This is a genomic window from Georgenia sp. M64 (assembly GCF_038049925.1).
Classification (GTDB): domain Bacteria; phylum Actinomycetota; class Actinomycetes; order Actinomycetales; family Actinomycetaceae; genus Georgenia.
On the sequence record NZ_CP145809.1, the window covers coordinates 1,424,462 to 1,448,642 of the forward strand.

Consider the following 24,181-nt stretch of genomic DNA (forward strand, 5'->3'; position numbering starts at 1 on the left):
CGGTTCCAGAAAAGGTGGTTGAGTGGCGTTATGGCCGTCACTCCTCCGGAATTGCTCCGCTCTGCGGGACTTCGGGTCACGGCGCCACGGGTCGCTGTCCTCGAGCACCTCGACGGCCACCCTCATGCCGACGCGGACGCGATCGGGACCGCCGTGCGCCAACGCCTCGGTGCCGTCTCGACCCAGGCGGTCTACGACGTCCTGCGCGCGTTGACCACGGCCGGTCTCGTCGAGCGGATCGAGCCCGAGGGCTCGCCGGGCCGCTACGAGCTGGCGCGCGCGGACAACCACCACCACGTCGTCTGCCGCGGGTGCGGCGCCGTCGCGGACGTCCCGTGCGCCGTCGGCCACGCACCCTGCCTCACGGCGAGCACGGACCAGGGCTTCGTCATCGACCAGGCCCAGGTCACCTACTGGGGCACGTGCCCCGCCTGTCTCGCAGGGTCCGCCCGCTGACCGCCCTCCGCGCCTGAACCGCAGCCATGCGCGCGAGTGCGCCGCCGCGCCGGTGACCGGTCGCGCACCACACCGCGGCTCACCGGCCGCCCACCCACCGTTCCGACTTCCCAGCAGTACCGACGAAGGAGAGAAATTGACCTACGACACCGGATCCACCACGGGCGCCGGCGCCCCCGCCGTGAGCGACCGCAGCTCGCTCTCGGTCGGCAGCAACGGCCCGCTCCTGCTCCACGACGTCCAGCTCGTCGAGACCCTCGCCCACTTCAACCGTGAGCGCGTCCCGGAGCGCAACCCCCACGCCAAGGGCGCCGGCGCGTTCGGCGTCTTCGAGACCACCGAGGACGTCAGCCGCTACACCAAGGCCGCCCTGTTCCAGCCCGGCGTGCGGACCGAGATGCTGGCGCGGTTCTCCACCGTGGCCGGCGAGCAGGGCTCGCCCGACACCTGGCGCGACGTCCGCGGCTTCTCGCTGAAGTTCTACACCGCCGAGGGCAACCTCGACCTCGTCGGCAACAACACCCCGGTCTTCTTCGTCCGCGACCCCATGAAGTTCCCGCACTTCATCCGCTCGCAGAAGCGCATGCCGGGCTCCGGCCTGCGCGACAACACCATGCAGTGGGACTTCTGGACGAGCAACCCCGAGTCCGCCCACCAGGTCACCTACCTCATGGGTGACCGTGGCCTGCCCAAGACGTGGCGGCACATGAACGGCTACGGCTCGCACACCTACATGTGGGTCAACGCCGCGGGGGAGCGTTTCTGGGTCAAGTACCACTTCCACTCCCAGCAGGGGCTGGAGAACCTGCCCAACGACGAGGCCGAGCGCCTCGCCGGGGCCGACGCCGACTTCCACCGGCGCGACCTCCACGACGCCATCGAGCGCGGGGACCACCCGAGCTGGGTCATGTCGGTCCAGGTCATGCCGTACGAGGCGGCCAAGACCTACCGGGTCAACCCCTTCGACCTCACCAAGACGTGGTCGCACGCGGACTTCCCGCTCATCAAGGTCGGCACGATGACCCTGAACCGCAACCCCGAGAACTTCTTCGCGGAGATCGAGCAGGCCGCGTTCGCGCCGTCGAACACCGTGCCGGGCATCGGGTTCTCCCCGGACAAGATGCTGCTCGGCCGGGTCTTCGCCTACGCGGACGCCCAGCGGGCCCGCATCGGCACCAACTTCCTCCAGCTCCCCGTCAACAAGCCGAAGGTGGCGACGAACTCCTACACCTTCGACGGCAACATGACCTACGAGCACACCGGCACCGCGCCGGTGTACGCGCCCAACTCCTTCGGACGCGGCTGGTCGGACGAGACCGGTCCCGTGGTCGAGGGTTGGGAGTCCGACGGCGAGATGGTGCGCAGCGCCTACTCGCTCCACCCCGAGGACGACGACTTCACCCAGCCGGGCATCCTCGTCCGCGAGGTCTACGACGACGCTCAGCGTGAGCGGCTCGTGCAGACCGTCGCGGGGCACCTGGCCGGCGGCGTGGTCGAGCCGGTCCTCTCCCGCGCCTTCGCGTACTGGAAGGCCGTCGACGCCGAGATCGGCGAGCGCATCGAGGCCGCCTACCGGGCGGGCCGGACCGACGACAGCCCGGGCGCCGGCTCCGACGAGCCCGAGCGCGCCGAGGCCGCGGTGGCCGACGCCGTCACGCACGCGGGCTGACCCCCGGCGCACACCCGGGCCCGGCGACCCTCGTTGGTCGCCGGGCCCGGCCCGTGCCGCGTGACGACGACGGCGCCAGGCTGGGCTGGTCTGCATTCCCTGCCGACGGCGGACCGGGTCGCGGTCAGGACGCCGTCGCTCGCCGAGCACTACGGTCGTGACCGACGCGAGAGGGGTACACATGAGCAACAACGCCGAGCTCGTCCACCTACGGGTCGAGGACGCCGTCGCCACCATCACGCTCGACTCGCCGCACAACCGCAACGCCCTCTCGGCCCGGGTCCGGCGCGAGCTCGCCGTCCACCTGCGCAGCGCGCTCGACGACGACGGTGTCCGCGTCGTCGTGCTCACCCACACCGGGCCCGTCTTCTGCTCCGGCGCCGACCTCACCGAGGCCCGGGGCGCCGCCCCTCAGGACCAGGGCGTGACCGAGCTGCCCGGCCTGCTGGTGGCACTGCTCGGAGCCTCGAAGCCGGTCGTGGCGCGGCTGGCGGGAACGGCGCGGGCGGGCGGGCTGGGCCTCGTCGCCGCGTGCGACCTCGTCGTCGCCGCGGACGACGTCAGCTTCGCGTTCCCCGAGGTACGGCTCGGTCTCGTCCCCGCGGTGATCACCGTCCCGCTGCGCCGCCGCGTCCAGGCCCAGGCGCTGCGGGCGCTGCTTCTCACCGGCGAGGTGTTCGACGCGGGACGCGCCGTGACGGTCGGTCTTCTCGACGCCGCCGTCCCCGCGGAGCGCCTCGACGAGGAGGTCGCTCGTCAGGTGGGCATGCTCCTCCGGGGGGCGCCCGGCGCCCTCGCCGCGACGAAGGCGGTGCTCGCCGACCCGCCGGAGAGCGACGCCGACGAGCTCGCCGTGCTCGGCCGGCTCTCCGCCGCGCACTTCGCCTCGGCCGAGGGGCAGGAGGGCCTGGCGGCGTTCGCCCAGAAGCGTCCGCCGTCGTGGGTGCCAAACGGCTGATTCCCCACCACCCGCGTGGAGCCGGCCGCGGACTCGGGCTGGTTCACCTCACCGCTGCGGGTCCCCGGGCAGGGTGAGGATCTCGGCGCCGTCGTCGGTGATGGCGATCGTGTGCTCGCTGTGGGCGGTCCGGCAGCCGGTCGCGCTCCGCAGCGTCCAGCCGTCGTCGTCGACGGCGAGCTCGGCGGTGTCCGCCATGACCCACGGCTCGAGGGCCAGCACGAGCCCGGGGCGCAGGACGTACCCGCGCCCGGGCCGGCCCGCGTTGGGCACGTGCGGGTCCTGGTGCATGGTCGACCCGACGCCGTGGCCCCCGAACTGGGTGTTGACCGGGTACCCCGCCTCGCTGAGGACCGTGCCGATGGCGTGCGAGAGGTCGCCGATGCGAGCGCCCGGCCGGGCGGCGGCGATCCCCGCGCTCAGGGCGCGCTCGGTCGCGCTGATCATCGCAAGGCTCTCCGCGGGCCGGGACTCGCCCACGACGAAGCTGATGGCCGAGTCCGCGACGACCCCGCCCCTGGCGACGGCGAGGTCGAGCGAGAGCAGGTCGCCGTCGGCGAGGACGTGGTCGTGCGGCAGCCCGTGGAGCACGGCGTCGTTGACCGACGTGCAGATGTAGTGCCCGAACGGTCCGCGGCCGAAGGACGGCTCGTAGTCGACGTAGCAGGAGCGCGCCCCGGCCTCGTCGATCATCTCGTGGGTCCAGAGGTCGATCTCCAGGAGGTTCGTCCCCGCCGCGGCGCGGCTCTTCAAGCTCTGCAGGATGTTGGCGACGACGGCGCCCGTGTCCCGTGCACGCGACAGCTCGGTGGGGTTGAGGATCTCGATCATGGGTGCCTTCCTTCGCACTTCCAGCGGGGACCAGTGTGCACCGCGACGCGGATCAGTGCGGTTCGACGTCCACGGCCCGGAGGGCCTGGAGCGCCATCCGGCGCAGCAGCGCGGCCATCTCGGCCCGGGCCAGCCGGGCGCTGTGCGGGGTCGAGTTGATGAGCCCGAAGGCCGCGTGCGCAGCTGCTCGCGCGGTGCGCACGTCGACGCCCCGATGTTCCGCCCGCAGGGCGTCGACCCATACCTCCACGTAGGCGAGCTGGAGACGTCGGACGTGCTCGCGGTCCTCGGGCCCGAGCGCGTCGAGGTCACGCGCCTGGACGGTGATGAGGTCGGGATGGTCGAGGGCGAACTCGACGTGCCAGTCGACCAGCGCTGCGACGCCGCCGACGTCGGTCTCCTCGCCGACTGTCTCTGTTGCCTCGCCGACGCCCATCTCCTCGCCGCCGGCGTCTCGCGCCCGACGCCGCCCCTCCTCGAGCAGCTCCTCGCTGATGCCGACCAGCAGCTCGCCGAGGATCGCCTCCTTGCGGGGGAAGTGCCGGTACAGCGCCGGTCCCGAGATCCCCACCGCGGCCCCGATGTCGTCGATGGAGACGCCCCGGAACCCTGAGCGCGCGAAGAGCTCGGCCGCCGCGTCGAGGATCTGGCGCCGCCGGGGGATCGGGGAGCCGGACGTGCGGGGGCTGGCGGAGCCGGGCGTGCGGGGGCTGGCGGAGCCGGGCATGACCGTCATGGTAGACACCGAGGTTAACGCTGGCTAACCTCACCAGCAGCGCTCGCTCACCGAGGAGGAACGCCGTTGGCAGTCTCGCCCACGCTCGCCGAGCTCGCCGCCGAGCTCCGGGAGAGGCTCGCCGTCGTGCGCCAGGGCGGCGACGCCCGCTCCCGCGACCGGCACACGGCGCGCGGCAAGCTCCTCGTCCGTGACCGCGTCGACCGCCTCCTCGACCCGGGCTCGCCCTTCCTCGAGCTGTCCCCGCTCGCCGGCCACGGCATGTACGGCGAGGACGTCCCGGCCGCCGGCATCGTCACCGGCGTCGGCCGGGTCGCGGGACGCGAGTGCGTCGTCGTCGCCAACGACGCCACGGTCAAGGGCGGCACCTACTACCCGGTGACGGTCAAGAAGCACCTGCGCGCGCAGGAGATCGCCGCCGAGAACCGGCTCCCGTGCCTGTACCTCGTCGACTCCGGCGGTGCCTATCTCCCGTTGCAGGACGAGGTCTTTCCCGACCGCGACCACTTCGGGCGCATCTTCTACAACCAGGCGCAGATGTCCGCCCGCGGCATCCCCCAGCTCGCCGCGGTCATGGGCTCGTGCACGGCGGGCGGCGCGTACGTCCCGGCGATGTCCGACGAGAGCGTCATCGTGCGCAACCAGGGCACGATCTTCCTCGGCGGCCCGCCCCTGGTGAAGGCGGCGACCGGCGAGGTCGTCACCGCCGAGGAGCTCGGCGGGGGAGACGTCCACGCCCGCCGCTCCGGCGTCGTGGACCACCTCGCCGACGACGACGCCCACGCCCTGGAGATCCTCCGGCGTCTCGTCGCCACCCTCGAGCGGACCACGTCCCCGTCGCTGCACCAGGAGCCGCCGGAGGAGCCCGCGGAGGACCCGGCCGGCCTCTACGACGTCGTCCCGGCGGACCTGCGCACCGGCTACGACGTCCGCGAGGTGGTCCGACGCCTCGTCGACGGCTCACGCCTGCAGGAGTTCAAGGCCCTCTACGGCGAGACCCTCGTGTGCGGGTTCGCCCGGATCTGGGGCTACCAGGTGGGGGTCGTCGCGAACAACGGCATCCTCTTCTCCGACTCCGCGCTCAAGGGCGCGCACTTCATCGAGCTGTGCGACCAGCGGGGCATCCCGCTCGTCTTCCTGCAGAACATCGCCGGGTTCATGGTGGGCAAGGACTACGAGACGGCGGGCATCGCCAAGGACGGCGCGAAGCTCGTCACCGCCGTCGCGACAGCGGTGGTCCCCAAGCTCACGGTCGTCATCGGCGGGTCGTTCGGCGCGGGGAACTACGGGATGGCAGGGCGCGCCTACGACCCCCGGTTCCTGTGGATGTGGCCCAACGCAAGGATCTCCGTCATGGGCGGGGAGCAGGCGGCCGCGGTCCTCGCCACCGTCCGCCGGGACCGGATCGAGGCCGACGGCGGAACCTGGTCGGAGGCGGACGAGGAGGAGTTCCGCGCACCGGTGCGCGAGCGCTACGAGCGTCAGGGCTCGCCGTACTACGCCACCGCCAGGCTCTGGGACGACGGCGTCATCGACCCGGTCGACACCCGGCGCGTGCTCGGCCTCGCCCTCGCGGCGACCGCGAACGCCCCGATCCCGCGGCCCCTGCCCGCGCTGTACCGGATGTGAGCGCCGTGGCGAGCGCAGCGACCACCGCGGCCGGGTCCGGGCGGCGGCCGTTCACGACGCTGCTCGTCGCCAACCGCGGAGAGGTGGCGGTGCGGGTCCTGCACGCCGCGCGCGCCGCCGGGCTGCGCACCGTCGCGGTGTACTCCGACGCTGACGCCGCCTCGCCACACGTCCGCCTCGCCGACACCGCCGTCCGGCTCGGGCCGGCGCCCGCGGCACAGTCCTACCTCGACATCCCCGCGCTCATCGAGGCCGTGCGGCGCACGGGCGCCGACGCCGTCCATCCCGGGTACGGCTTCCTCTCCGAGAGCGCCGCGTTCGCCCGCGCCTGCGAGGACGCCGGCCTCACGTTCGTCGGACCGCCGTCGGACGTCATCGCTCTGATGGGACGCAAGGACGCCGCCCGCTCGGTCGCCGTGCGGGCCGGGGTGCCGGTGCTTCCCGCGGTGGTCGACGGCGACCGGCCGGGGACCGGCGACGGCGACCAGCAGCTCGCGTACGACGACCCCACACGCGACGGGGACCTCGCGCAGGCAGACCGTGCGCACGACGACGATCTCGCCCGACGAGCCCTGGCCGAGGTGGGACTGCCCCTCCTCGTCAAGGCCGCCGCCGGCGGGGGCGGCAAGGGCATGCGGGTGGTGCGCGACGCCGCCGACCTGCCCGCCGCCATCGCCGCCGCCCGCCGGGAGGCGACGGCGGCCTTCGGTGACGGTGCCCTCCTCGTCGAGCGGTACGTCGAGGGCGGACGCCACGTCGAGGTCCAGGTCCTCGCCGACACCCGCGGCACGGTCCTGCACCTCTTCGAGCGGGACTGCTCGGTCCAGCGCCGCCACCAGAAGGTGGTCGAGGAGGCCCCGGCACCCACCATCACCGCGGCGGTGCGCGAGGAGTTGACGGCTGCGGCCGTGCGGCTCGCCCGGGAGGTCGGGTACGTCGGCGCCGGCACGGTGGAGTTCCTCGTCGCCGGCGACGAGGCGTACCTCCTCGAGATGAACACCCGGCTCCAGGTGGAGCACCCCGTCACCGAGGCGGTCACGGGTCTGGACCTCGTGGCGCTCCAGCTCGCCGTGGCCCGCGGGGACCGGCTGCCCCTGCGTCAGGAGGACGTCGCCGTCACCGGCCACGCGATCGAGGTGCGCGTCTACGCCGAGGGCCCCGACTTCCTTCCGCAGGCCGGCACGGCGACGACGGTCCGTTGGCCGACGACGGCGCGCACCGACACGGCCCTCGAGGCCGGGCAGGAGGTCGGCACCTGGTACGACCCGCTGCTCGCCAAGATCATCGCCGATGCACCCACCCGCGAGTCCGCCCGCGCGGCTCTCGTGCGGGCGCTCGACAACACGGCCGTCCTCGGTGTCACGACGAACACCGGCTTCCTGCGTCGGCTCGTCGCCTCCGACGACTTCCGTGACGCCGCCATCGACACCGCCTGGCTCGACACCCACCCCGGCGCCTTCGCCGCGGAACCCGACGACGTCGCGCTCGTCGCGGGAGCCGTGGCGCTCGCGGACTCGCTCACCGGCGCCGGCTTCGGGCCTGGCGCGACGAACGGCAACGGCGCCGCAAACCCGTTCGGTGCCGGCGACGGCTGGCGCCTCGGCGGCCCGCCCGCGCCGGTCGTCCTCACGCTTGAGCACGACGGCCAGGTGCACGAGGTGAGGGTGGGCACGCATGATCTTGTCGTCGACGGCCGGACCTTCACCGTGCGCCGCCTCCCCGGCGTGCCCGCTCCGTACGCACCCGACGTGCCCGCGGTGTCTGGCCTCGGTGCCGGACACGAGCTCCGGCTGGAGATCGACGGCCTGGCCCACGCCGTCGTCGTCGAGACCGGCCCAGGCCGTGTCGCCGTCGCCCGCCACGGCCAGACCACCGTGCTCACGGTGCCCGACCGGCGCGGCCGCGGCGCCGAGTCGTCCTCGGACGGTGCGGTCGCCGCCCCGATGCCCGGCCTCGTCCGCGACGTCGCCGTCGAGGCGGGGGAGCACGTGGAGGCCGGCGCCGTCCTCGGTGTCCTCGAGGCGATGAAGATGGAGACCCGCCTCCTCGCACCCCATCCCGGCACCGTGGCCGAGGTCCTCGTCGCACCCGGCGACCAGGTCACGCTCGGCCAGGCCCTCTTCACCGTCCGGGGGCACGGATGAGCGAGCCCCGCGCCGTGCCGCTCGCCGGCCTACCCGAACGGGTGACGGTCTACGAGGTCGGTCCCCGCGACGGCCTCCAGAACGAGCCCGTCGTCCTGCCCGTCGCCGTCAAGGCCGAGCTGGTCCGACGGCTGGTCGCCGCCGGCCTTCCCGCGGTCGAGGTCACGAGCTTCGTCCGGCCCGGTCTCGTGCCGCAGCTCGCCGACGCCGCACAGCTCATGGCCGCCGTCGACCACACGGCAGGCGTGCGCCACCCCGTCCTCGTCCCCAACGAGCGTGGGCTCGAGCGCGCCCTGACCGCCGGCGCCCGGGAGGTCGCGATCTTCGCCAGCGCCACGGAGTCCTTCGCCCAGCGCAACCTCAACCGCTCGGTGGCCGGCTCGCTCGAGATGTTCGCCCCCGTCGTCTCCGCGGCCCGGGAGGGTGGCCTGCCCGTCCGGGCATACCTCTCCATGTGCTTCGGCGACCCGTGGGAGGGCGACGTCGCACTCGGGCAGGTGGTCGACGTCGCCGCCCGACTGGTCGAGCTCGGCTGCACCGAGCTCTCCCTCGGCGACACGATCGGGGTGGCGACGCCCGGGCACGTGGTCGCGCTCCTCGACGCGCTGGCCGCCGTGGGGATCGGCACCGAACGCCTCGCCGTCCACTTCCACGACACCTACGGCCAGGCGCTCGCCAACACCCTCGCGGGCCTGCAGCACGGCATCACGACGGTCGACGCCGCGGCCGGCGGGCTCGGCGGGTGCCCCTTCGCCGGCAGCGCGACGGGCAACCTCGCCACCGAGGACCTCGTCTGGATGCTCCACGGCCTGGGGATCGAGACCGGCGTCGACCTCGACGCCCTCGTCGCGACGAGCGTGTGGCTGGCGGGGCACCTCGGCCGGCCGAGTCCCTCGCGGGTGGTGCGTGCCCTGAGCCGGCCCGACCACCCCACGGTGGAGCCACCGCCGTCCGCCGGGCCGTCCGAGACGGCGGCTCCCGCGCCGGACGAACCACCCGCACCCACCCGTTGACCTGCCACGACCCCACCGGAGGAGACCATGCGCACCGCCTTCACCGACCTCGTCGGGGTGGAGCACCCGCTCGCGGGGTTCAACCGCACCCCGGCAGTCGTCGTCGAGGTCTCCCGCGCGGGCGGGCTCGGCGTGCTCGGCGCCACGATGTACACGCCGGACCAGCTCGACGCCCAGCTCGCGTGGATCGAGGAGCAGCTCGAAGGGAGGCCCTACGGCGTCGACGTGCTCGTTCCGGCAGCGCCTGCGCGGGGAACCAGATCCGCGGCCGGCACCGTTTGGGCAGGGGGAGCGGGAGCCGGCGACGAGAACCCCGCGGGACATGAGCCCGCCATCCCGGCCGAGCACCGGGCGTTCGTCGACGCCCTCCTGGAGAAGTACGGCATCCCGCCGCTCAGCGAGCCGATGGACCCGTTCGGCCGCATCGACGCGAGCCTGGAGACCAACACCTCCGCCGGGCTCGTCGAGGCGCTCCTGGACGTGACGTTCGCCCACCGGCCGGCCCTCGTCGCCAACGCCCTGGGCACCCCGCCGCCGGCCATGCTCGAGCGGGCGCGGGCCGCGGGGATCCCCGTCGCGGCACTCGTCGGCAAGCGCGAGCACGCCGAGCGCCAGCTCGCCGCCGGGGTCGACCTCCTCGTCGCGCAGGGCACCGAGGCCGGCGGACACACCGGCGGCGTCGCCACGATGGTCCTCACCCCGGAGGTCGTCGCCGTCGCCGGGGACGTGCCGGTCCTCGCCGCCGGCGGCATCGCCACCGGTCCGCAGCTCGCCGCGGCGCTGGCCCTCGGCGCTGCGGGCGGCTGGGCCGGCTCGGTCTGGCTCGCCAGTCACGAGGACGTCGCCGGCCGGGCCATCAAGGACAAGCTTCTCGCCGCGTCGAGCTCGGACACGGTCATCTCGACGAGCCGGACGGGCAAGCCGGCCCGTCAGCTCGCCAGCGCCTGGCTGGCGGAGTGGGCCGCCCCTGGGGCGCCTGCCCCGCTGCCGCTGCCGCTCCAGCCGATGCTCGTGCGCGAGGCGTGGGAGCGCATCGATGCCGCCGCCGAGCGCGGGGTGGCGACGGCGCGGGAGCTCGAGTCGTTCTTCGTCGGGCAGGTGGTGGGTAGCTTCACGGAGCTGCGGCCGACGGCGGACATCGTCAACGACATCGTCACCGGCTGCGACGCGCGGCTACGCGAGCTGTGCGGGCGCTGAGCCACTGGGTCTCCGAGCCCCGGGCTTCGAGCCGGCTCAGCCCTCGAGCAGCCGCTGCGCCAGGTACTCGCCCTCCGCCCGCACGCCGCCGGGGACGGCGAAGACCGCCGAGCCGATCGGCACCGTCCACTCGTTGAGCAGGTCCATCTCGTCCAGGCGCCGCTGCAACGGGATGAACTGGTGCTCGAGGTCAGCCTGGTAGGCCACGAAGATCAGGCCGGAGCTCGACAGCCCGCCCGGCTCGGGCGGCACGTCGTAGTTGTAGGCGCGTCGCAGGATCCGCTGGGTCGGGTCCGACGTCCTCGAGCGCCGCACGTGCGAGGCGATGTCGATGACCGGGAAGCCGAGCTCGTTCGTCGCGTCGAGGTCGACGTCGTCGTGCTCGGCACCGCCGGTCAGCGGGGCGCCGGTGTCGAGGTCGCGGCCGACGACGATCTCGCGCCCGGCCCGGTCGAGCTCGTCCCAGCGGTCCACGTCCATGGCGATGCGGCGGACCACCATCGTCGTCCCGCCCTCAAGCCAGGCCGGGACGCCGTCGCCGCCCGTCCAGATGAGAACGTCGTCGGAGCCCATTCGCGGGTTCGTGGTGCCGTCCACCTGGCCGAAGAGGTTGCGCATGGTCTGCCCCGACGGCGTCGTGCCCGGTGCGTTGCGGAAGCCCTGCTGGACCCAGCGCACCGACGCGAAGGAACGGGCCTCCTTGGTGAGCAGCCGCACCGCGTGCGCGACGGTGATGGGGTCGTCGGCGCAGATCTGCAGGACGAGGTCCCCGCCCGACCAGCGGTCCTCCAACCGGTCGACGCCGAACGCGGGCAGGGGGCCGAGCCACGCCGGGCGCTGTGCCTCCAGGTCCGCTGCGGTGAAGAAGCCCGGCCCGAGCCCCAGGGTGACCGTCAGCCGGGCGGGCACCTCGGCCAGCTCGGGCTCGGTATCGGACAGGCCGCCGCGCCCGGTGGTGAGCCGGTCGACGTCGTCGGTCCAGACCCGCATGAGGCGGACGAGGGCGTCGCGGTCGACGTCGTCGGCGAGGTCCATCGCGAGGAAGGTGCCGAACGCCTGCGGAGCGGTGACGACGCCAGCCTGGTGCTCGCCCCGCCACGGGACCGTCGCGGTGCCGGCCGCGTCCTCGGGCGTCGGGGCCGGGGCAGCGGGGTCGGCTACCGCGCGGGTGCCCAGCCACGTGGCCGCGGCGCCGGCGACGGCGCCCGCACCGCCGGTGAGGAAGGTCCGCCGGCCGACCCCCGGGGCGCCGTCGGAGGTCGTCGGCGTCTCTTCGGTCGTACCCGGGCGTGCGCGAGCCATCAGCCGTCGGACCCCATCTCCGAGGGCTCCTCGGACATGCCCGTGGAGGACTCCATGCCCTCGCGCTCCTGGTTCTCCTCGCCGTGCGAGCCGTACTCCTCGTTGGCACCCGAGAAGGTTCGGCCCGAGGCGACGAACGTCACCGTGGCGCCGCCCTCGAGCTCGAGGGTGATCTCGACCTCGGCGCCGGCCTCGACGTCCTCGGTGAGCTCCATGAGCATGAGGTGGTCCCCGCCCGGGACGAGCTCGTGCTCCTCACCGGCCTCGACCACGAACCCGTCGGACATCTCCTGCATGACCATCGCCCCGCCGTCCCCCGCGACCGTCTCGTGCAGCTCGGCGCGCCCGGCGACGGGGGAGGAGATCCCGACGACGTGGACGTCCTGCTCGCCGTCGTTGGTGAGGACGCCGAACGCGCCCGTCATGCCGTCCTCGACGGTGGTGGCCTTGACCCAGGCGTCGGTGACGCTGAGAGACCCGCCGGCCGACGCGTCGTCGGCCTCCCCGGTCCCCGCCGCGTCGGACGTCGAGTCCGATGCGGCGCTCGTCGAGTCCGTCGTGCCCGGCGACGAGCACGACGCCAGGGCGGTGACGAGGACGAGGGTGGCTGCGAGCCCGGGGCGCTTCATGACTCTCCTTGTGGCGAGGCGGTGGTCCGTGCGGTGGCGGCTGGAGCTGGACAGGGCGGCGTGGTGGCCTCCGTCGTGGCGCGGGACCGCACGCTCCCGACGACGACGATCGCCAGCACGGCCAGGAGAGCCAGTCCGCCGAGCACGCCGGCGGCCCAGGTGGGGAACCCGTCGTCTGCCTGCTCCGGACCGGGCTCGGCGGCGGCGGCGGTCGGTGCGTCGTCGGCATCTGCGGGTGCTGCGGAACCGGGGCTGCTGAGCGACGGCGTGCCGACCGAGAAGGCGAACGCGCCCTGGATCCGGTGCCCGTCGCTGGAGACGACGGACCACGCCACGCGGTACGTGCCCTCCGCCATCGAGGAGGGCATCGGCATGCTCGCGATGGCATCTCTGATCTCGGGCGTGCCCTCGACGAGCGTCTCGCCGGCGGGGCCGGTGACGATCATCGCGGGGGCGACGCCGAGCAGGGACCTGTTGAAGGTGAGGTCGACCGAGGTGGGCGGGACGTCGACGGTCGCGTCGGCCTCGGGGGAGGTGCTCACGAGGTAGTCGTGCGCCACGGCGGGAGCGGAGCCCAGCGCGAGCACCAGGACGGTCCCCAGTAGGGAGATGACCGTGACGAGAGCCGAGCGAAGGCGTGCCGTTCGGGTTCCGCCGGTGCGGCCGGTGCGGCCGGTGCGGCCGGTGCGGCCGGTGCGGGGGCGCACGGCAGAGAACGACATCCCGACCTCCCTCCTGCGGCAGCGCGTGACCCTAGATGACCAGAGGTCAGTATACCCCTGGGGGCATACGCCAAGCGTTGGTGACGACAGTCCGCAGCGGCGTGATCTGGCCGTTTTCGGGCCCTTGGGCTCTGTCGTCAGGCCCTGATCCGGAGCATCCTGGGACGAACCGGACGAGGAGGTGCGGGATGACGGAGCTCGACACGCAACGTGCGACGGAGCTCGGTACGGCTGCGCAGCACGCCTCCCGGAACGTCCCCGTCGCACGGTCGACAGACACCGCCGGCGAGGTCCTCGCGGCCATGCACGGACACCGCTACGACAGCGCCGCCGTCGTCGCGCTCGTCGACGGCGACCGGCTCAGTGGCCTCGTCACGCTCGAGCGGCTCCTCGCCGCACCGCCGGAGACGGTCCTCGACCAGCTCATGGACCCGAACCCGCCCGTCGTCACGCCGTCGACCGCCCAGGAGCGGGCGGCATGGCTCGCCGTCCAGCACGAGGAGCCCACCCTCGTGGTCGTCGACGAGGACGGCCGGTTCGCCGGGCTGGTCCCGCCCACGGCGCTGCTGGAGGTGGTCCTGCAGGAGCACGACGAGGACATGGTCAGGCTCGGCGGCTTCATGCGCTCAGCCTCTCCCGCGCAGACCACGTCGGTCGAGGCGATCCCTCGCCGCCTCGGGCACCGGCTGCCCTGGCTGCTCGTGGGGCTCGCGGGGGCGCTGATCGCCGCTGGCGTCGTCGGCAGCTTCGAGGAACAGCTCTCCCAGGAGGTGCTCATCGCGTTCTTCGTGCCCGGCGTCGTCTACATGGCCGACGCCGTGGGTACGCAGACCGAGGCACTGGTGATCCGGGGCTTGTCGGTCGGGATCGGGGTGCGGCGCATCGCGGGCCGGGAGGTCCTCACCGGACTGCTGCTGGGCATCGTGCTCGGGCTGCTGTCGCTGCTGCCCGTGGGGCTGATCTGGGGTGACTGGCTCGTGGCGGTGGCGGTGGCTCTGGCGCTGCTGGCGGCGTCGTCGATCGCGACGGTCATCGCCCTGGGGCTGCCGTGGCTGATCCACCGGATGGGGAAGGACCCGGCCTTCGGGTCGGGCCCACTTGCCACCGTGGTCCAGGACCTGCTGACGGTGACGATCTACCTCGTGGTCGCCACGACGATCGTGCTGTAGGTCGGAGCCGTCGTGCTGTGCCGCGCCGCGGGTGCTCGGCCTGCGTGGCCGTCCGGCAGGCGCAACGGCTACGTTCGGGTCCGTGACCACCACTGGCAGCGGCGAGCTCACCCCCCAGGACGAGGCACACCTTCGTACGGCACTCCGGGTGGCGGTCGAGGCGAAGGCCGCAGGCAAGCATCCCTTTGGCGCGATCGTCGTGGACGGCGACGGACGCGTCGTTGCCTCGCGGGGGAACAACGCCCTCCCGCCCGACGGCGACCCCACCCAGCACGCGGAGCTGTTGGCGCTCTCGGACGCCGCCCGTGCGGTCGGGCCGGACGGGATGGGCCAAGCGACCCTGTTCACCAGCGCCGAGCCGTGCGTCATGTGCACGGGGGCGGGGTACTGGACGGGAGTCGGGCGGATCGTCTACGCGCTGTCGGAGGTGCGGCTGCTCGAGCTGACCGGCGCGCACCCCGAGAACCCGACTTTCTCCTTCCCGTGCCGGGAGGTGCTGGCGCGCGGCCAGCGCGAGGTGGCGGTCAGCGGGCCGCACATGGAGGACGAGGCGGCCGAGCCGCACGCGGGGTTCTGGGTGTGAGCGGCCAGGCGCCAGTTAGCTGAGTACGAGCGGCTGCCACGCGGCACCGACGGCGGCGCCGGCGATCATCCACGGTCCGAACGGGATCTCGCTCTTGCGTCCCACGCGTCGCAGCGTGAGGAGGATGAGCGAGACCGTCGCGGCGAGCACGAACGCTGTGAGAGTCCCCATGAGAACCTGCGGCCAACCGAACCATCCGAGGAATCCGCCGAGGAGCCCGGCGAGCTTGACGTCGCCGAGGCCGAGCCCGGCGGGGTTGATCCATGCTAGGACGAAATAGCCGACGAGGAGCACGCCGCCCGCGGCGGCAGCTCGACCGAGCCGAGACCAGTCGTTCTCGATCGCCGCAGCTAGCGCGAGCGCACCGTAGAAGAGCGGGTAGGTCGGCAGGATGATGGCGTCGGGTAGCCGGTACTCGGCGAGGTCGATGACAACGAGGAAGGCAGCGGAGACGGCGAGTATCGAGAAGGCGACGGCCTCGGCTGCCGTTGTCGACGCCAGAGCCGCACCGAATCCGCCCATCACCGCGATCGGGAGGTGCCGTCGTGAGACCAGGTGGGTAGCGGCTGCCGTCGCACCACGGGCGCAGCGCGCCGTGAGAAGGTGCGCCGCGACGCCCGCGGAGCCGGCAGCCGTGGCAGCAGCGAGCCAGGAAAGCATCAGCTGAACGCGGCCATGATGTCCATTGCGGCCGGACCGAGGAGCACGATGAAGAGCACGGGCAGGATGCACAGGAGGAGGGGAAAGATTACCTTGACCGGCACCTGCATGGCCTTCTCCTCGGCCCGTTGGCGCCGCTTCATCCTCATCTCGGCGGCCTGGGTCCTCAGCACGTCCGCAACCGCGATGCCATAGCTGTCCGCCTGAATGACCGCACGGATGAAGCGACGGAGGTCCACCACGTCGGTGCGCTTTCCGAGTGCCTCGAACGCCTGTCGACGTGACTGTCCCATCTGGATGTCCTGCAGGGTCCGGATGAGCTCCTCCGCGAGGGGCCCGCTGCCGTTCTGGCCCGCGCGCGCCATCGCGGAGTCGAATCCCAGGCCGGCCTCGACCGCGATGGTCATCTGGTCGAGGGTGTCCGCGAGCTCCAAGGTGATCTGTTCGCGGCGTTCGACGCCTCGGCTGTAAAGCAGCAGCTCAGGAAGGAAATAGGTCACCACCACCGTGGCGACGGCGACGAACACAAACAGCGGCGACGGCTCGGTCGCAGCGATCAGCGTGAGCATGGCCCAGCCGGCGATCACCGGCAGGGCTACCTTCACCACGAGGAGGAGCTCGACCGGCCACGCTGCTGGGCGGCCTGCCCTGGCGTGCAACTTGTCCAACAGCCGATAGAGGGGGGCCGGGGTGAGCCGCTTCGCCAGCGTCTGGAGGAGTGAGCCCTGGTCGACGTCCGCGTTGTCAGTGTGAGGAGCTTCGTAGCCACGGTGCAGGTTGGCTACGGCGCGTGCGCGAGTTCGATCTGGCCCGGCAAGCGCGGTCCAGGTGAGGAGCCCGAGACCCACGCTGAGCGTCAGGATGGCGAAGACTGCTGGCAGAGTCACGGCCGACCTCAGAACTTCACGCTGACGGTCTTGCGCATCCAGATCCCGCCCACCACCAAGAGGACGACACTGACCGCTATGAGGCCGTAACCAAGGATGCTCTGCGTGAATTTGACAATGTACGCAGGATTGGCCATGAACAGAAAGCCCGTGATGCCAAAGGGCAAGAGCATGAGGATGATGGCCGACAGCTTGCCCTCCGCTGCCAGTGCCTTCACCTGACGCCGGATCTGGTTCCGCTCGCGAATGGTGTGGCCGACGCCATCGAGTACCTCGGCGAGGTTCCCGCCGACCTCCCGGTTGATGGCCACGGCTTGGACGACCCACACGAAGTCCTGACTTCCCATCCGGTTGGCGGTCTCCTGGAGGGCGGCGTTGACCTCGCGACCCATCCGGGTCTCGTTGATCACACGGGCGAACTCCTCAGAGGTCGGTTCCTCGGCCTCACGGGCGACGGAGTCCAGTGCCTGCAGGAGGCTGTGGCCGGCACGTAGCGAGCTGGCCATGAGCTGCAAGGAGTCGTCGAGCTGGTCGGCGAACGCGGCGCGTCGACGGTCCGCCATGACCGACAGAACGACGCGAGCGAGGACGGGCACCGCCGCCGCGAGGAGCAGCCCGAGGAGGGGGCCGGCGACCAGGAGGCCCACGGCGCCGACTACCGCAGATCCGACGATAACCAGAAAGACGAAATCTGGCAGACGCAACTTGACGCCCGCCTGGCTGAGCGAGCTGTCTGCGGTGGCCGTGTCACGCCGCCCCAGCATCGTGCCGATCGCGCCAGTCATCGCGCTGGCACCACGCTCGAGGGCTCCCGACTGCGGTTCGACGCCCTGGCGCCGTCGATCGAGCGGGATTCGTGCCGGCCCGGGCGCCAGCAGCACGTAGACGGCCGCGGCGAGCGCGATGGCGATGAGCGCCACCGCGGTGACAGCGAGCGGCCCGAGGTCTGCGGTCACCGTACGGTCCTCCGCGGTGGCGGAGCTCCGAACACCTGCGGGGAGAGGGTGATCCCCAGCTCGGTGAAGCGGTCGGTGAACCGGGGGCGGATGCCGGTGGGAAGGGGACGCCCGAGGAACCGCCCGGTCGGGTCGACGCCGGCGCCGTAGTCGAAGAGGAAGGCGTCCTGGAGCGTCACGGTCTGGCCCTCCATGCCCTGGACCTCGGTGATGGCGGTCACCCGGCGGGTGCCGTCGCGCAGCCGGGTGAGCTGGACGACGACGTCGACGGCGGAGGCGATCTGCTCCCGGATGGCGCGGAGTGGCAGGTCCATACCGGCCATGAGGACGAGAGTCTCGAGGCGAGCGATGGCGTCGCGTGGCGAGTTGGCGTGGACGGTCGAGAGCGAGCCGTCGTGGCCGGTGTTCATGGCCTGGAGCATGTCGAGGCTCTCGCCGCCACGGACCTCGCCGACGACGATGCGGTCGGGGCGCATGCGGAGCGAGTTCTTGACGAGGTCGCGGATGTTGACCTCGCCCTTCCCCTCGATGTTCGGCGGGCGGCTCTCGAGCCGGACCACGTGCTCCTGCTGGAGCTGCAGCTCGACGGCGTCCTCGATGGTGACGATCCGCTCGCCTTCGGGGATGAACGAGGAGAGCACGTTGAGCAGGGTGGTCTTGCCGGTGCCGGTACCGCCCGAGACGATGACGTTGAGGCGGGCCTCGACACATGCGTGGAGAAGCTCTGCCATCTCCGGCGTGAGCGTGCCGAACGAGATGAGGTCGTCGACCTTGAACGGGTCCTTTGCGAACTTCCGGATCGTCAGAGACGACCCGCCGAAGGCCAGTGGCGGAATGATGGCGTTGACGCGCGAGCCGTCGGGAAGGCGCGCGTCGACGAGCGGTGAGGACTCGTCGATCCGCCGGCCGACGCGGGAGACGATGCGCTCGATGATCCGGCGTACGTGGTCCTCGGAGGCGAAACGCGCGTCGCTCCGCGTGAGCTTGCCGTGCTGTTCGACATAGACCATGTCCGGTCCGTTGACCATGATCTCGGTGACGGACGGGTCGTCGAGCAGTCGCTGGAGCGGCCCGTGACCGAGGACGTCGTCCTGAACCTCGCGGATGAGTCGTTGGCGCTCCTCCGGGGAGAGCGGGACCTTCTCCTCCTCCACCACATGGTTGAGCTCGGTCCGTACCAGCTTGTGGAGCTGGCTCTCGCTCAGATTGGTGTCGTTGAGCCGGCCACCCATGCGCTCGAACAGTGCTGTGGCGGCACGGTCCTTGAGCTTGAGCAGTGGATCACCGTTCGCTGTCCCGGCCGGGACGTCGGCGCGACGGGCTGTGGGCACGGTGGTTCTCGCCGAAGCGCTCGACGGGACCTGGGCCGACGGGCTGAGCGGTGCTGCCTCCGCCGAGAGCCGGTGAGGCTCGCCGGGCGACGTCACGACCTCCGGTCGCCCAGGGGCAGCAGGCGTGCTATCTCCGGGCGCGAGGGCCTGCGGTGGAGCGGACTGCGCCTCGACCGCATCGGATGGCGCCTTCAGCTCGGGCTCGCGGGCGGCACGGAGCCGCTCTGCCAGGTTCATCGTGACCTCGCCAGGCTCAGCCCGCGCGACCGGACATGCTTCCCACGCCGCGCGGCCTGGTCGGCGCCAGCGGTGAAGGTGCCGACCAGCTGTAGGAGCTTCTTTGTCATCGGGTCCTTGCCGGGTTCCTGGAGAAGTGGGATCCCCTGGTTGATCGAGGTCAGGACCTGAGGTGAGACGGGGAGCTCGAGGTCGACGTCCCGGCCGATCGTGACGCTCACGTCCTTGGTGGACAGGCCGCCACGCGGATCGCACATGTTCAGGACGACCTGGCTGGGGAGATCACCGAAGCCGAGCTCTCCGAGGATGTCCAGCTCCTTACGCATGCCCCGGATCCCGGGGACGTCCATGCTCGTCAGCAGGATCAGGTCGGTGGTCCTGTCGATCGAGGCGAGTGTGTGCTCGGAAAGACCGGGCGCGGTGTCCACCACGACGTAGCGGAACTGCGACGCGAGCATCGTCAGAAGCCGGCCGACCTCCTCGCCGCTGATGGTGTCAGCCACGGCGGGCGACTCCGGTGCGCAGATGGCGTACAGGCCGGTGTCATGAAGGCTGAGGAAGGTCTTCAGGGCCATCGTGTCCTGGGCGGCGGTGCCTCTCACGGTGTCGACAAGGGAGTACTCGGGCGCGAGGTTCAGCGCGGTGGCCACATCCCCGAACTGGACGTCAAGATCGACGATGACGGTCGAGGCCGGCTCCGCCAATGCGAGACCGACCGCGAGGTTCGTCGAGACGGTCGTCTTGCCCACACCACCCTTGGGAGACACGACGCTGATGACCCGGCCGGCGGTCTGGAAAGGTTCGGGTCGCGGAGCGTCGGGGGAGGCGAACGTCTGCAGCGGGGCCACCGCGGCACTCGCCCGGTCGAGGACGAGCTGGATGTCCTGGATGTCGGCGCGCGGGTGGAGCACGTCGCGCACACCGGCGCGCAGAGCTGCGAGGCCGATCTCCTCTTCGAGCTCACTGACCAGGACCAGCGCGATGCGCGGGAAATCTTCGGAGATCGATGCGGACAGGCTGAGCGCGGGGGACGGGTTGTCACCCGAGTCCAGAACGACCACATCCGGCAGCGGCGCTCCGTCGAGGTGCTGGAACAGCTCTGCGGCATTAATGGGAAGCGCGCCGAGCGGCACCGCAAAGTACGCTCCGCCGGTCGCGTAAGAAAAGCGCTCCCGGAACGTGGCCGAGGGTGTGGCGAGCAGGATGCGGGTCATTGGTAGATGTTCCCGCCGTTGACGATTCTCGAGCCGTCGGTGGGCGCGTCAGCGGGCTCCCGCGACAGCCAGATCGATCCCCACTCGGATCCAAACACGACCTTCTCGGCGTCGGGTGCACTCACGGCGAGCGTGACCATGATCTGTTCCGACGGCACCGCCTCGACAGCCGTACCCGGCTCAGCGGGCTCCTCAGCGCGGGTGTCGGCGACTGCCGCGGCATCAGTGGGCGCGGTGACCTCAACCACGCCGCCCTGGACGCGAGTGACGAGTACCTTGTTGAGGACCAACTTGGTCTGTTGCACCTCGTCGATCTCGAACGACTCGAAGATGGCCACCGTCTCGCCTGCCGCCAGGTGCCCACCGATGACCCGACGGGGCTCGAGCTGGATGGTGATCTCGTGCATCCCGGCCGGAACCACCACCTCGTCGGCCTGTGCGGTGACGACATCCTCGGGCGGTGCGAAGCGGTGAGCGGAGAGCTGCTCGCCTGCCACAATGTCGGCGGTCGTGAGCTCGCCGTCCACCTCCGCGATCGAGGTGAGCGCCCCAGGCGCGACTGCGGTGCCCGGAACCGACGACGACGCGGTCATCTCGAGGAGCTGCTCGGCGGTCGTTCCCGCCGGGATGTCCACCGTGGCGATGAGCACCGTAGACGGCTCAAGGTCGGCGACCGCGCGCTCATCCGAGGCTCCGACGTAGCTGACAAGAAGGACCGCGCCAAGGCCGGCCAGGACGACGGCCACGAGGGCCGCGATGAGTCGGCGGTTCACAATTTCTCTCAGTCTGTGAGGCTTACGACTTCGCTGCCGAAGTCGTAGTCGGGGTCGGTGCCGTAGTCAAAAGCCGCAGTTGAGTCCACGTACTCTTCGAAGTATCCACGGATGCAAGTGTTCACCGACTGCGGGCACGTGAGGCCCCACTGCTCTCCGCCGTTGCCGGTGAAGTCGTAGCCCTTGATGTGAAATGCGGCGTAGCCGCTGATGGTGAACCAGCCGTTGTTGCCCTCTCCACCGGAGTTGTCGAAAAGGGGCAGCAGGACGACCTTGTCGCGAGCGTCGACGAGGTCTGCCCAGTCGCAACCGGTCGAGATGCTATTTCCCGGGTCAGAGGCGATGTCCTCGCCGGCCTTGGTGATGGCATCACAAGTCCCGGGAACTGTCTCAAGCCAGCCGAATCCACCGGGCACGTGGTTGCCGGACTGTGGCATCTCGCAGGGCCAGTCGTCCGGCAGGTCATTCTCCTTGAGGTCTTTCGACCGCAGGATCGTCAGCGGCTCCGGAGCGTCCGCGAGACCGCCTTGGCTCTGTACTTGATGGTCGAACTCGCACTCGTTGAGGGCGAGAGGAAGAATGGGAATTCCGCCGGTGGGGTATCCCCAGCTAGCTGTGGCCGAGGCTTGCACATTGGTCTCATCGATCCCCAGGACAGGCGCGAACCAGTGCTCCGCAGTGCCCGTGGTGTCGACGGTGACGGTGCCGGTCGTGGGCGTGACGGGCGTCGATGTGGCTGCCGCGTCCGCGTCATCGACGTTCGCCGCGGTGAAGGTCGCGGCAGTGGTGCTCGGTGTTTTGCAGTCGCCTCGAGCGCAGTCCTGTGCTATTGCCAGGGCGCTCGCGTCCGCAGCGAGTTGGAGTTCCCGGCGCTCAGCGTTGATAGCAGCGATGTCTATGGACACGGCGGCGAACCCCACCAAGACAACCATGAGGAGGGCAACAAGGACCGCGATGGCGCCGCGTTCGTCTTTTAGCCGTTGCATCTCATTGTCGCCTTTCCCGTGATTTCAACTTCTCCGAAGAAAATGAGATCTACGTCGTGAGTGACCGTCACGGTCGCAGGATCAGTGGTGCCCTCACAGGTCGAAGGTGTGACAGTGACTTCATTGCTGGTTAGTGACACAGAAGTGGCGACATCAACTGCGGCGGATTTGGCTTGGGTGACGTCACTGTGGATCGCCATCGTCCGGACGCCGACGCGCGCGGCATCGGCCAACACGGTCTGCACGTTGTAAGCTCGCCCGAATTCCGCGATTCCAACTACCAGAAGCAGGAGGATAGGCAGTATCAGAGCAAATTCGACAGCTGAAGCACCGCGTTCCTCGGCGTGTACGATTTTCACTCGCTCCTCCAGTCAACGCGCCCGGCGCAGCGGGTTCACTACGCCGGGCGTCGGATCGCGAGGGTTACGGCGTCACGCGACCGTGCCGCCGAGCGAGGTCACGATGCTCCTGAAGAGTTCGTTCAGCCGTCCGCCAAGAGCGGTGACAGCGACGATGATAACGACGGCGATGAGGCCGACCATGAGGCCGTACTCGACGGCGGTGGCGCCGCGCTCCTTGCGGCCCTCGAAGCGGTCACCGACGACGGTGAGCATGGTCATGACGAATGCGGCTGCACGGTTCATGTCAAGAACTCTCTGTGAGTGGATGCTCTCCGGCAGGACCGGAGCGGATGTGCATGCCGACTTGCAGGGGGTGGAAATCGGCGCTGCAGCGCTGACACTTGCAGAACTTTGCAGCATCTGCAAGCACTTTGGAGCGGCAAACTTGCTCTGAAGCGAAGTTGTGATAGTTCGACCTGACCTGCAACGCCGGTGGACGGCTCGAGGAGCGTTCCCACAGGTGGGACCTTCGTCCCGCGCGATGTGGCGGATCTCATGACAAGGAGCAGAATCCGGGCTAGCCTCGACACCAGCGAGCACGCCTGGGGGCGGGCTGGCCGGCAGCGCAGATCTCGACGCAGGTGTTCGTCGTTCTCGGGGGAGAGGCGACCATCCCCAGCAGCGCTGGGGGTTTGCCGAAGTTGCAACCACGCGCGTGAGGAACGGGCATGGACTCCCCTGACATGGGCTTGCGAGAGCTCAAGAAGCTGATGACGCGAGAGACGATCGCGGACGCCGCCCTCAAGCTGGCGCTGGAGCACGGGATGGACAACCTGACGATCGACGAGATCGCAAGGTTGGCCTTCGTCTCGCCGCGGACCTTCTCCAACTACTTCGCGTCCAAGGAGGAGGCGGTCGTCGCCGCTGACGCCCCCCGCTGGGCGGGCTTCGTCGACGCCGCCGTGCAGCGGCCAGCCGACGAGCCACCGCTAGAGGTCCTGCGCCAAGCGGTCGTCGGTTCGACCAAGGCGTGGAGTCTCGAGCAGGTGCGCTCCTTCGTCCGCCATCTCGAGCTCGACGAGCAGTTCGCCAGCCTGCGCCCGTACCGCCTCGCCCAGTACGACGCCCTCGAAGCAGACCTTCGGGCCGTCATCGCCGACCGCACCGGCGCCGACCCGGACACCGACGCCTACCCCGGCCTCGTCAGCGCCGCCGCCGTCGCGACCATCCGAAGCACCATCGGCCTGTGGATGCGCTCCGGGTCCGCCGCCCGGCGACTGCCCGCCATGCTCGATGAGGGGTTTGCTCAGCTCGCCTCGGGACTGACCGGATCGAACCACCACCGCAGATCCCGTCGCCGCGGCGCGTGAGGGCTGCCAGGGCGGCCGGAGCGAGCCGGCAAAGGTGAGCGGTAGTGCAAGTGAACGTGAGAATTTGACAACGACGAAGGCCCCCGACCGAGGTCGGGGGCCTTCGTCGTCGCTGTCTCAACGAGTGTCCGGAGGGGGACTTGAACCCCCACGCCCGATAAAGGGCACTAGCACCTCAAGCTAGCGCGTCTGCCTATTCCGCCACCCGGACAGGTGGTGTTTCCCGGCTTCTCGTCCGGCACCTGAGCACCGTCCGCCCCGCTGGGCAACGCCAGAAAAGATAGCACGCGGCCAGGGGCACCTCCGAACCGCGAGGCGCCCACGACAGGCAGTCGTGACGGACGCCACACCTCCAGCTGCTTCGTCTCGTGAGCGGCGGAGCGAGAGC

The 24,181-nt window shown here is 70.9% G+C and carries 24 protein-coding genes and 1 tRNA gene; 10 read left to right on the top strand and 15 right to left on the bottom strand.

The genetic code is table 11. The annotated features are described in order from the left end of the window. Window positions 1–30: 30 nt before the first annotated feature. The 3 genes from AAEM63_RS06420 (at window position 31) to AAEM63_RS06430 (ending at window position 3,083) form a co-directional block, all read left to right on the top strand. Window positions 31–456, top strand: coding sequence for a Fur family transcriptional regulator (locus AAEM63_RS06420; RefSeq protein WP_341360789.1), 426 nt, complete (start codon window positions 31–33; stop codon window positions 454–456). A gap of 136 nt (window positions 457–592) precedes the next feature. Continuing rightward, window positions 593–2,125 carry a catalase gene (locus tag AAEM63_RS06425; protein ID WP_341360790.1) on the top strand — a complete coding sequence of 511 codons (1,533 nt, stop codon included), beginning with the start codon at window positions 593–595 and terminating at the stop codon, window positions 2,123–2,125. A 181-nt stretch (window positions 2,126–2,306) separates the two neighbouring features. After that, on the top strand, window positions 2,307–3,083 hold the full coding sequence (locus tag AAEM63_RS06430; RefSeq protein WP_341360791.1) for an enoyl-CoA hydratase-related protein: 777 nt from the start codon (window positions 2,307–2,309) through the stop codon (window positions 3,081–3,083). Between the two features lie 48 nt (window positions 3,084–3,131). Here AAEM63_RS06430 and map read toward each other — a convergent pair whose 3' ends face one another. Continuing rightward, window positions 3,132–3,914: a type I methionyl aminopeptidase gene (gene map / locus AAEM63_RS06435; RefSeq protein WP_341360792.1), complete on the bottom strand. Its 783-nt coding sequence runs from the start codon at window positions 3,912–3,914 to the stop codon at window positions 3,132–3,134. A 52-nt stretch (window positions 3,915–3,966) separates the two neighbouring features. Further along, a complete protein-coding gene (locus AAEM63_RS06440; RefSeq protein WP_341360793.1) occupies window positions 3,967–4,641 on the bottom strand; it encodes a TetR/AcrR family transcriptional regulator in 675 nt (224 codons plus the stop codon). Window positions 4,642–4,716: 75 nt separating this feature from the next. Here AAEM63_RS06440 and AAEM63_RS06445 point away from each other — a divergent pair, with 75 nt between their 5' ends. Genes AAEM63_RS06445 through AAEM63_RS06460 form a run of 4 tightly spaced genes read left to right on the top strand, consistent with a single transcriptional unit; the run spans window position 4,717 to window position 10,633 of the window. After that, window positions 4,717–6,279 carry a carboxyl transferase domain-containing protein gene (locus tag AAEM63_RS06445; protein WP_341360794.1) on the top strand — a complete coding sequence of 521 codons (1,563 nt, stop codon included), beginning with the start codon at window positions 4,717–4,719 and terminating at the stop codon, window positions 6,277–6,279. A 5-nt stretch (window positions 6,280–6,284) separates the two neighbouring features. After that, complete coding sequence (locus AAEM63_RS06450; RefSeq protein WP_341360795.1) at window positions 6,285–8,423, top strand: biotin carboxylase N-terminal domain-containing protein; 2,139 nt, start codon at window positions 6,285–6,287, stop codon at window positions 8,421–8,423. Continuing rightward, entirely contained in the window at window positions 8,420–9,436 is a 1,017-nt protein-coding gene (locus AAEM63_RS06455) for a hydroxymethylglutaryl-CoA lyase (protein WP_341360796.1), read from the top strand. Before AAEM63_RS06450 ends, AAEM63_RS06455 begins: the two co-directional genes overlap by 4 nt. 27 nt (window positions 9,437–9,463) lie before the next feature. Then, window positions 9,464–10,633 (top strand): nitronate monooxygenase, encoded by a 1,170-nt coding sequence (locus AAEM63_RS06460; RefSeq protein ID WP_341360797.1) that lies wholly within the window; start codon window positions 9,464–9,466, stop codon window positions 10,631–10,633. Between the two features lie 36 nt (window positions 10,634–10,669). Here the strand turns inward: AAEM63_RS06460 and AAEM63_RS06465 are convergent, their stop codons facing one another. From AAEM63_RS06465 to AAEM63_RS06475, 3 genes are read right to left on the bottom strand one after another with little or no spacing between them, the layout of a single operon-like run. After that, entirely contained in the window at window positions 10,670–11,935 is a 1,266-nt protein-coding gene (locus AAEM63_RS06465) for a Dyp-type peroxidase (RefSeq protein ID WP_341360798.1), read from the bottom strand. Further along, window positions 11,935–12,564 carry a copper chaperone PCu(A)C gene (locus tag AAEM63_RS06470; protein ID WP_341360799.1) on the bottom strand — a complete coding sequence of 210 codons (630 nt, stop codon included), beginning with the start codon at window positions 12,562–12,564 and terminating at the stop codon, window positions 11,935–11,937. Before AAEM63_RS06470 ends, AAEM63_RS06465 begins: the two co-directional genes overlap by 1 nt. After that, window positions 12,561–13,286 (bottom strand): copper resistance CopC family protein, encoded by a 726-nt coding sequence (locus AAEM63_RS06475; RefSeq protein WP_341360800.1) that lies wholly within the window; start codon window positions 13,284–13,286, stop codon window positions 12,561–12,563. The genes AAEM63_RS06470 and AAEM63_RS06475 overlap by 4 nt, the downstream gene beginning before the upstream one ends. Window positions 13,287–13,474: 188 nt before the next feature. Here AAEM63_RS06475 and AAEM63_RS06480 point away from each other — a divergent pair, with 188 nt between their 5' ends. Next, the gene (locus AAEM63_RS06480) at window positions 13,475–14,455 is read left to right on the top strand and encodes a magnesium transporter (protein WP_341360801.1); all 981 of its coding nucleotides are present in this window, start codon (window positions 13,475–13,477) and stop codon (window positions 14,453–14,455) included. An 82-nt stretch (window positions 14,456–14,537) separates the two neighbouring features. Continuing rightward, window positions 14,538–15,038 (top strand): nucleoside deaminase, encoded by a 501-nt coding sequence (locus AAEM63_RS06485; protein WP_341360802.1) that lies wholly within the window; start codon window positions 14,538–14,540, stop codon window positions 15,036–15,038. Between the two features lie 15 nt (window positions 15,039–15,053). On the opposite strand, the gene AAEM63_RS06490 is transcribed toward AAEM63_RS06485, so the two are convergent. The 9 genes from AAEM63_RS06490 to AAEM63_RS06530 form a co-directional block, all read right to left on the bottom strand. After that, window positions 15,054–15,560 (bottom strand): A24 family peptidase, encoded by a 507-nt coding sequence (locus AAEM63_RS06490; RefSeq protein ID WP_341360803.1) that lies wholly within the window; start codon window positions 15,558–15,560, stop codon window positions 15,054–15,056. 137 nt (window positions 15,561–15,697) lie between these two features. Further along, on the bottom strand, window positions 15,698–16,585 hold the full coding sequence (locus AAEM63_RS06495; RefSeq protein WP_341360804.1) for a type II secretion system F family protein: 888 nt from the start codon (window positions 16,583–16,585) through the stop codon (window positions 15,698–15,700). A gap of 8 nt (window positions 16,586–16,593) precedes the next feature. Further along, window positions 16,594–17,541, bottom strand: a complete 948-nt coding sequence (locus AAEM63_RS06500) for a type II secretion system F family protein (protein WP_341360805.1) — start codon at window positions 17,539–17,541, stop codon at window positions 16,594–16,596. Next, complete coding sequence (locus tag AAEM63_RS06505; RefSeq protein ID WP_341360806.1) at window positions 17,538–19,109, bottom strand: ATPase, T2SS/T4P/T4SS family; 1,572 nt, start codon at window positions 19,107–19,109, stop codon at window positions 17,538–17,540. Before AAEM63_RS06505 ends, AAEM63_RS06500 begins: the two co-directional genes overlap by 4 nt. Then, window positions 19,106–20,323 carry an AAA family ATPase gene (locus tag AAEM63_RS06510; protein WP_341360807.1) on the bottom strand — a complete coding sequence of 406 codons (1,218 nt, stop codon included), beginning with the start codon at window positions 20,321–20,323 and terminating at the stop codon, window positions 19,106–19,108. The genes AAEM63_RS06505 and AAEM63_RS06510 overlap by 4 nt, the downstream gene beginning before the upstream one ends. Beyond that, the gene (locus AAEM63_RS06515; RefSeq protein WP_341360808.1) at window positions 20,320–21,096 is read right to left on the bottom strand and encodes an RcpC/CpaB family pilus assembly protein; all 777 of its coding nucleotides are present in this window, start codon (window positions 21,094–21,096) and stop codon (window positions 20,320–20,322) included. The genes AAEM63_RS06510 and AAEM63_RS06515 overlap by 4 nt, the downstream gene beginning before the upstream one ends. An 8-nt stretch (window positions 21,097–21,104) precedes the next feature. After that, window positions 21,105–22,082, bottom strand: a complete 978-nt coding sequence (locus AAEM63_RS06520) for a pilus assembly protein TadG-related protein (RefSeq protein WP_341360809.1) — start codon at window positions 22,080–22,082, stop codon at window positions 21,105–21,107. Further along, window positions 22,070–22,441, bottom strand: a complete 372-nt coding sequence (locus tag AAEM63_RS06525; RefSeq protein WP_341360810.1) for a TadE/TadG family type IV pilus assembly protein — start codon at window positions 22,439–22,441, stop codon at window positions 22,070–22,072. The genes AAEM63_RS06520 and AAEM63_RS06525 overlap by 13 nt, the downstream gene beginning before the upstream one ends. A 72-nt stretch (window positions 22,442–22,513) precedes the next feature. Further along, window positions 22,514–22,702 carry a Flp family type IVb pilin gene (locus AAEM63_RS06530; protein WP_341361325.1) on the bottom strand — a complete coding sequence of 63 codons (189 nt, stop codon included), beginning with the start codon at window positions 22,700–22,702 and terminating at the stop codon, window positions 22,514–22,516. Window positions 22,703–23,151: 449 nt separating this feature from the next. Between AAEM63_RS06530 and AAEM63_RS06535 the strand changes: the two genes are divergently transcribed. After that, window positions 23,152–23,793 carry a TetR/AcrR family transcriptional regulator gene (locus tag AAEM63_RS06535; RefSeq protein WP_341360811.1) on the top strand — a complete coding sequence of 214 codons (642 nt, stop codon included), beginning with the start codon at window positions 23,152–23,154 and terminating at the stop codon, window positions 23,791–23,793. A 125-nt stretch (window positions 23,794–23,918) separates the two neighbouring features. Here the strand turns inward: AAEM63_RS06535 and AAEM63_RS06540 are convergent. Beyond that, window positions 23,919–24,004, bottom strand: a tRNA-Leu gene (locus tag AAEM63_RS06540). Between the last annotated feature and the right edge of the window lie 177 nt (window positions 24,005–24,181).

Coding starts and splice junctions, on each gene's coding strand:
- AAEM63_RS06420 (WP_341360789.1), top strand. CDS start 31: ATGGCCGTCACTCCTCCGGAATTGCTCCGCTCTGCGGGACTTCGGGTC.
- AAEM63_RS06430 (WP_341360791.1), top strand. CDS start 2,307: ATGAGCAACAACGCCGAGCTCGTCCACCTACGGGTCGAGGACGCCGTC.
- map (WP_341360792.1), bottom strand. CDS start 3,914: ATGATCGAGATCCTCAACCCCACCGAGCTGTCGCGTGCACGGGACACG.
- AAEM63_RS06440 (WP_341360793.1), bottom strand. CDS start 4,641: ATGCCCGGCTCCGCCAGCCCCCGCACGCCCGGCTCCGCCAGCCCCCGC.
- AAEM63_RS06455 (WP_341360796.1), top strand. CDS start 8,420: ATGAGCGAGCCCCGCGCCGTGCCGCTCGCCGGCCTACCCGAACGGGTG.
- AAEM63_RS06460 (WP_341360797.1), top strand. CDS start 9,464: ATGCGCACCGCCTTCACCGACCTCGTCGGGGTGGAGCACCCGCTCGCG.
- AAEM63_RS06465 (WP_341360798.1), bottom strand. CDS start 11,935: ATGGCTCGCGCACGCCCGGGTACGACCGAAGAGACGCCGACGACCTCC.
- AAEM63_RS06470 (WP_341360799.1), bottom strand. CDS start 12,564: ATGAAGCGCCCCGGGCTCGCAGCCACCCTCGTCCTCGTCACCGCCCTG.
- AAEM63_RS06475 (WP_341360800.1), bottom strand. CDS start 13,286: ATGTCGTTCTCTGCCGTGCGCCCCCGCACCGGCCGCACCGGCCGCACC.
- AAEM63_RS06480 (WP_341360801.1), top strand. CDS start 13,475: ATGACGGAGCTCGACACGCAACGTGCGACGGAGCTCGGTACGGCTGCG.
- AAEM63_RS06490 (WP_341360803.1), bottom strand. CDS start 15,560: ATGGGCGGATTCGGTGCGGCTCTGGCGTCGACAACGGCAGCCGAGGCC.
- AAEM63_RS06505 (WP_341360806.1), bottom strand. CDS start 19,109: ATGAACCTGGCAGAGCGGCTCCGTGCCGCCCGCGAGCCCGAGCTGAAG.
- AAEM63_RS06510 (WP_341360807.1), bottom strand. CDS start 20,323: ATGACCCGCATCCTGCTCGCCACACCCTCGGCCACGTTCCGGGAGCGC.
- AAEM63_RS06520 (WP_341360809.1), bottom strand. CDS start 22,082: ATGCAACGGCTAAAAGACGAACGCGGCGCCATCGCGGTCCTTGTTGCC.
- AAEM63_RS06530 (WP_341361325.1), bottom strand. CDS start 22,702: ATGACCATGCTCACCGTCGTCGGTGACCGCTTCGAGGGCCGCAAGGAG.
- AAEM63_RS06535 (WP_341360811.1), top strand. CDS start 23,152: ATGGACTCCCCTGACATGGGCTTGCGAGAGCTCAAGAAGCTGATGACG.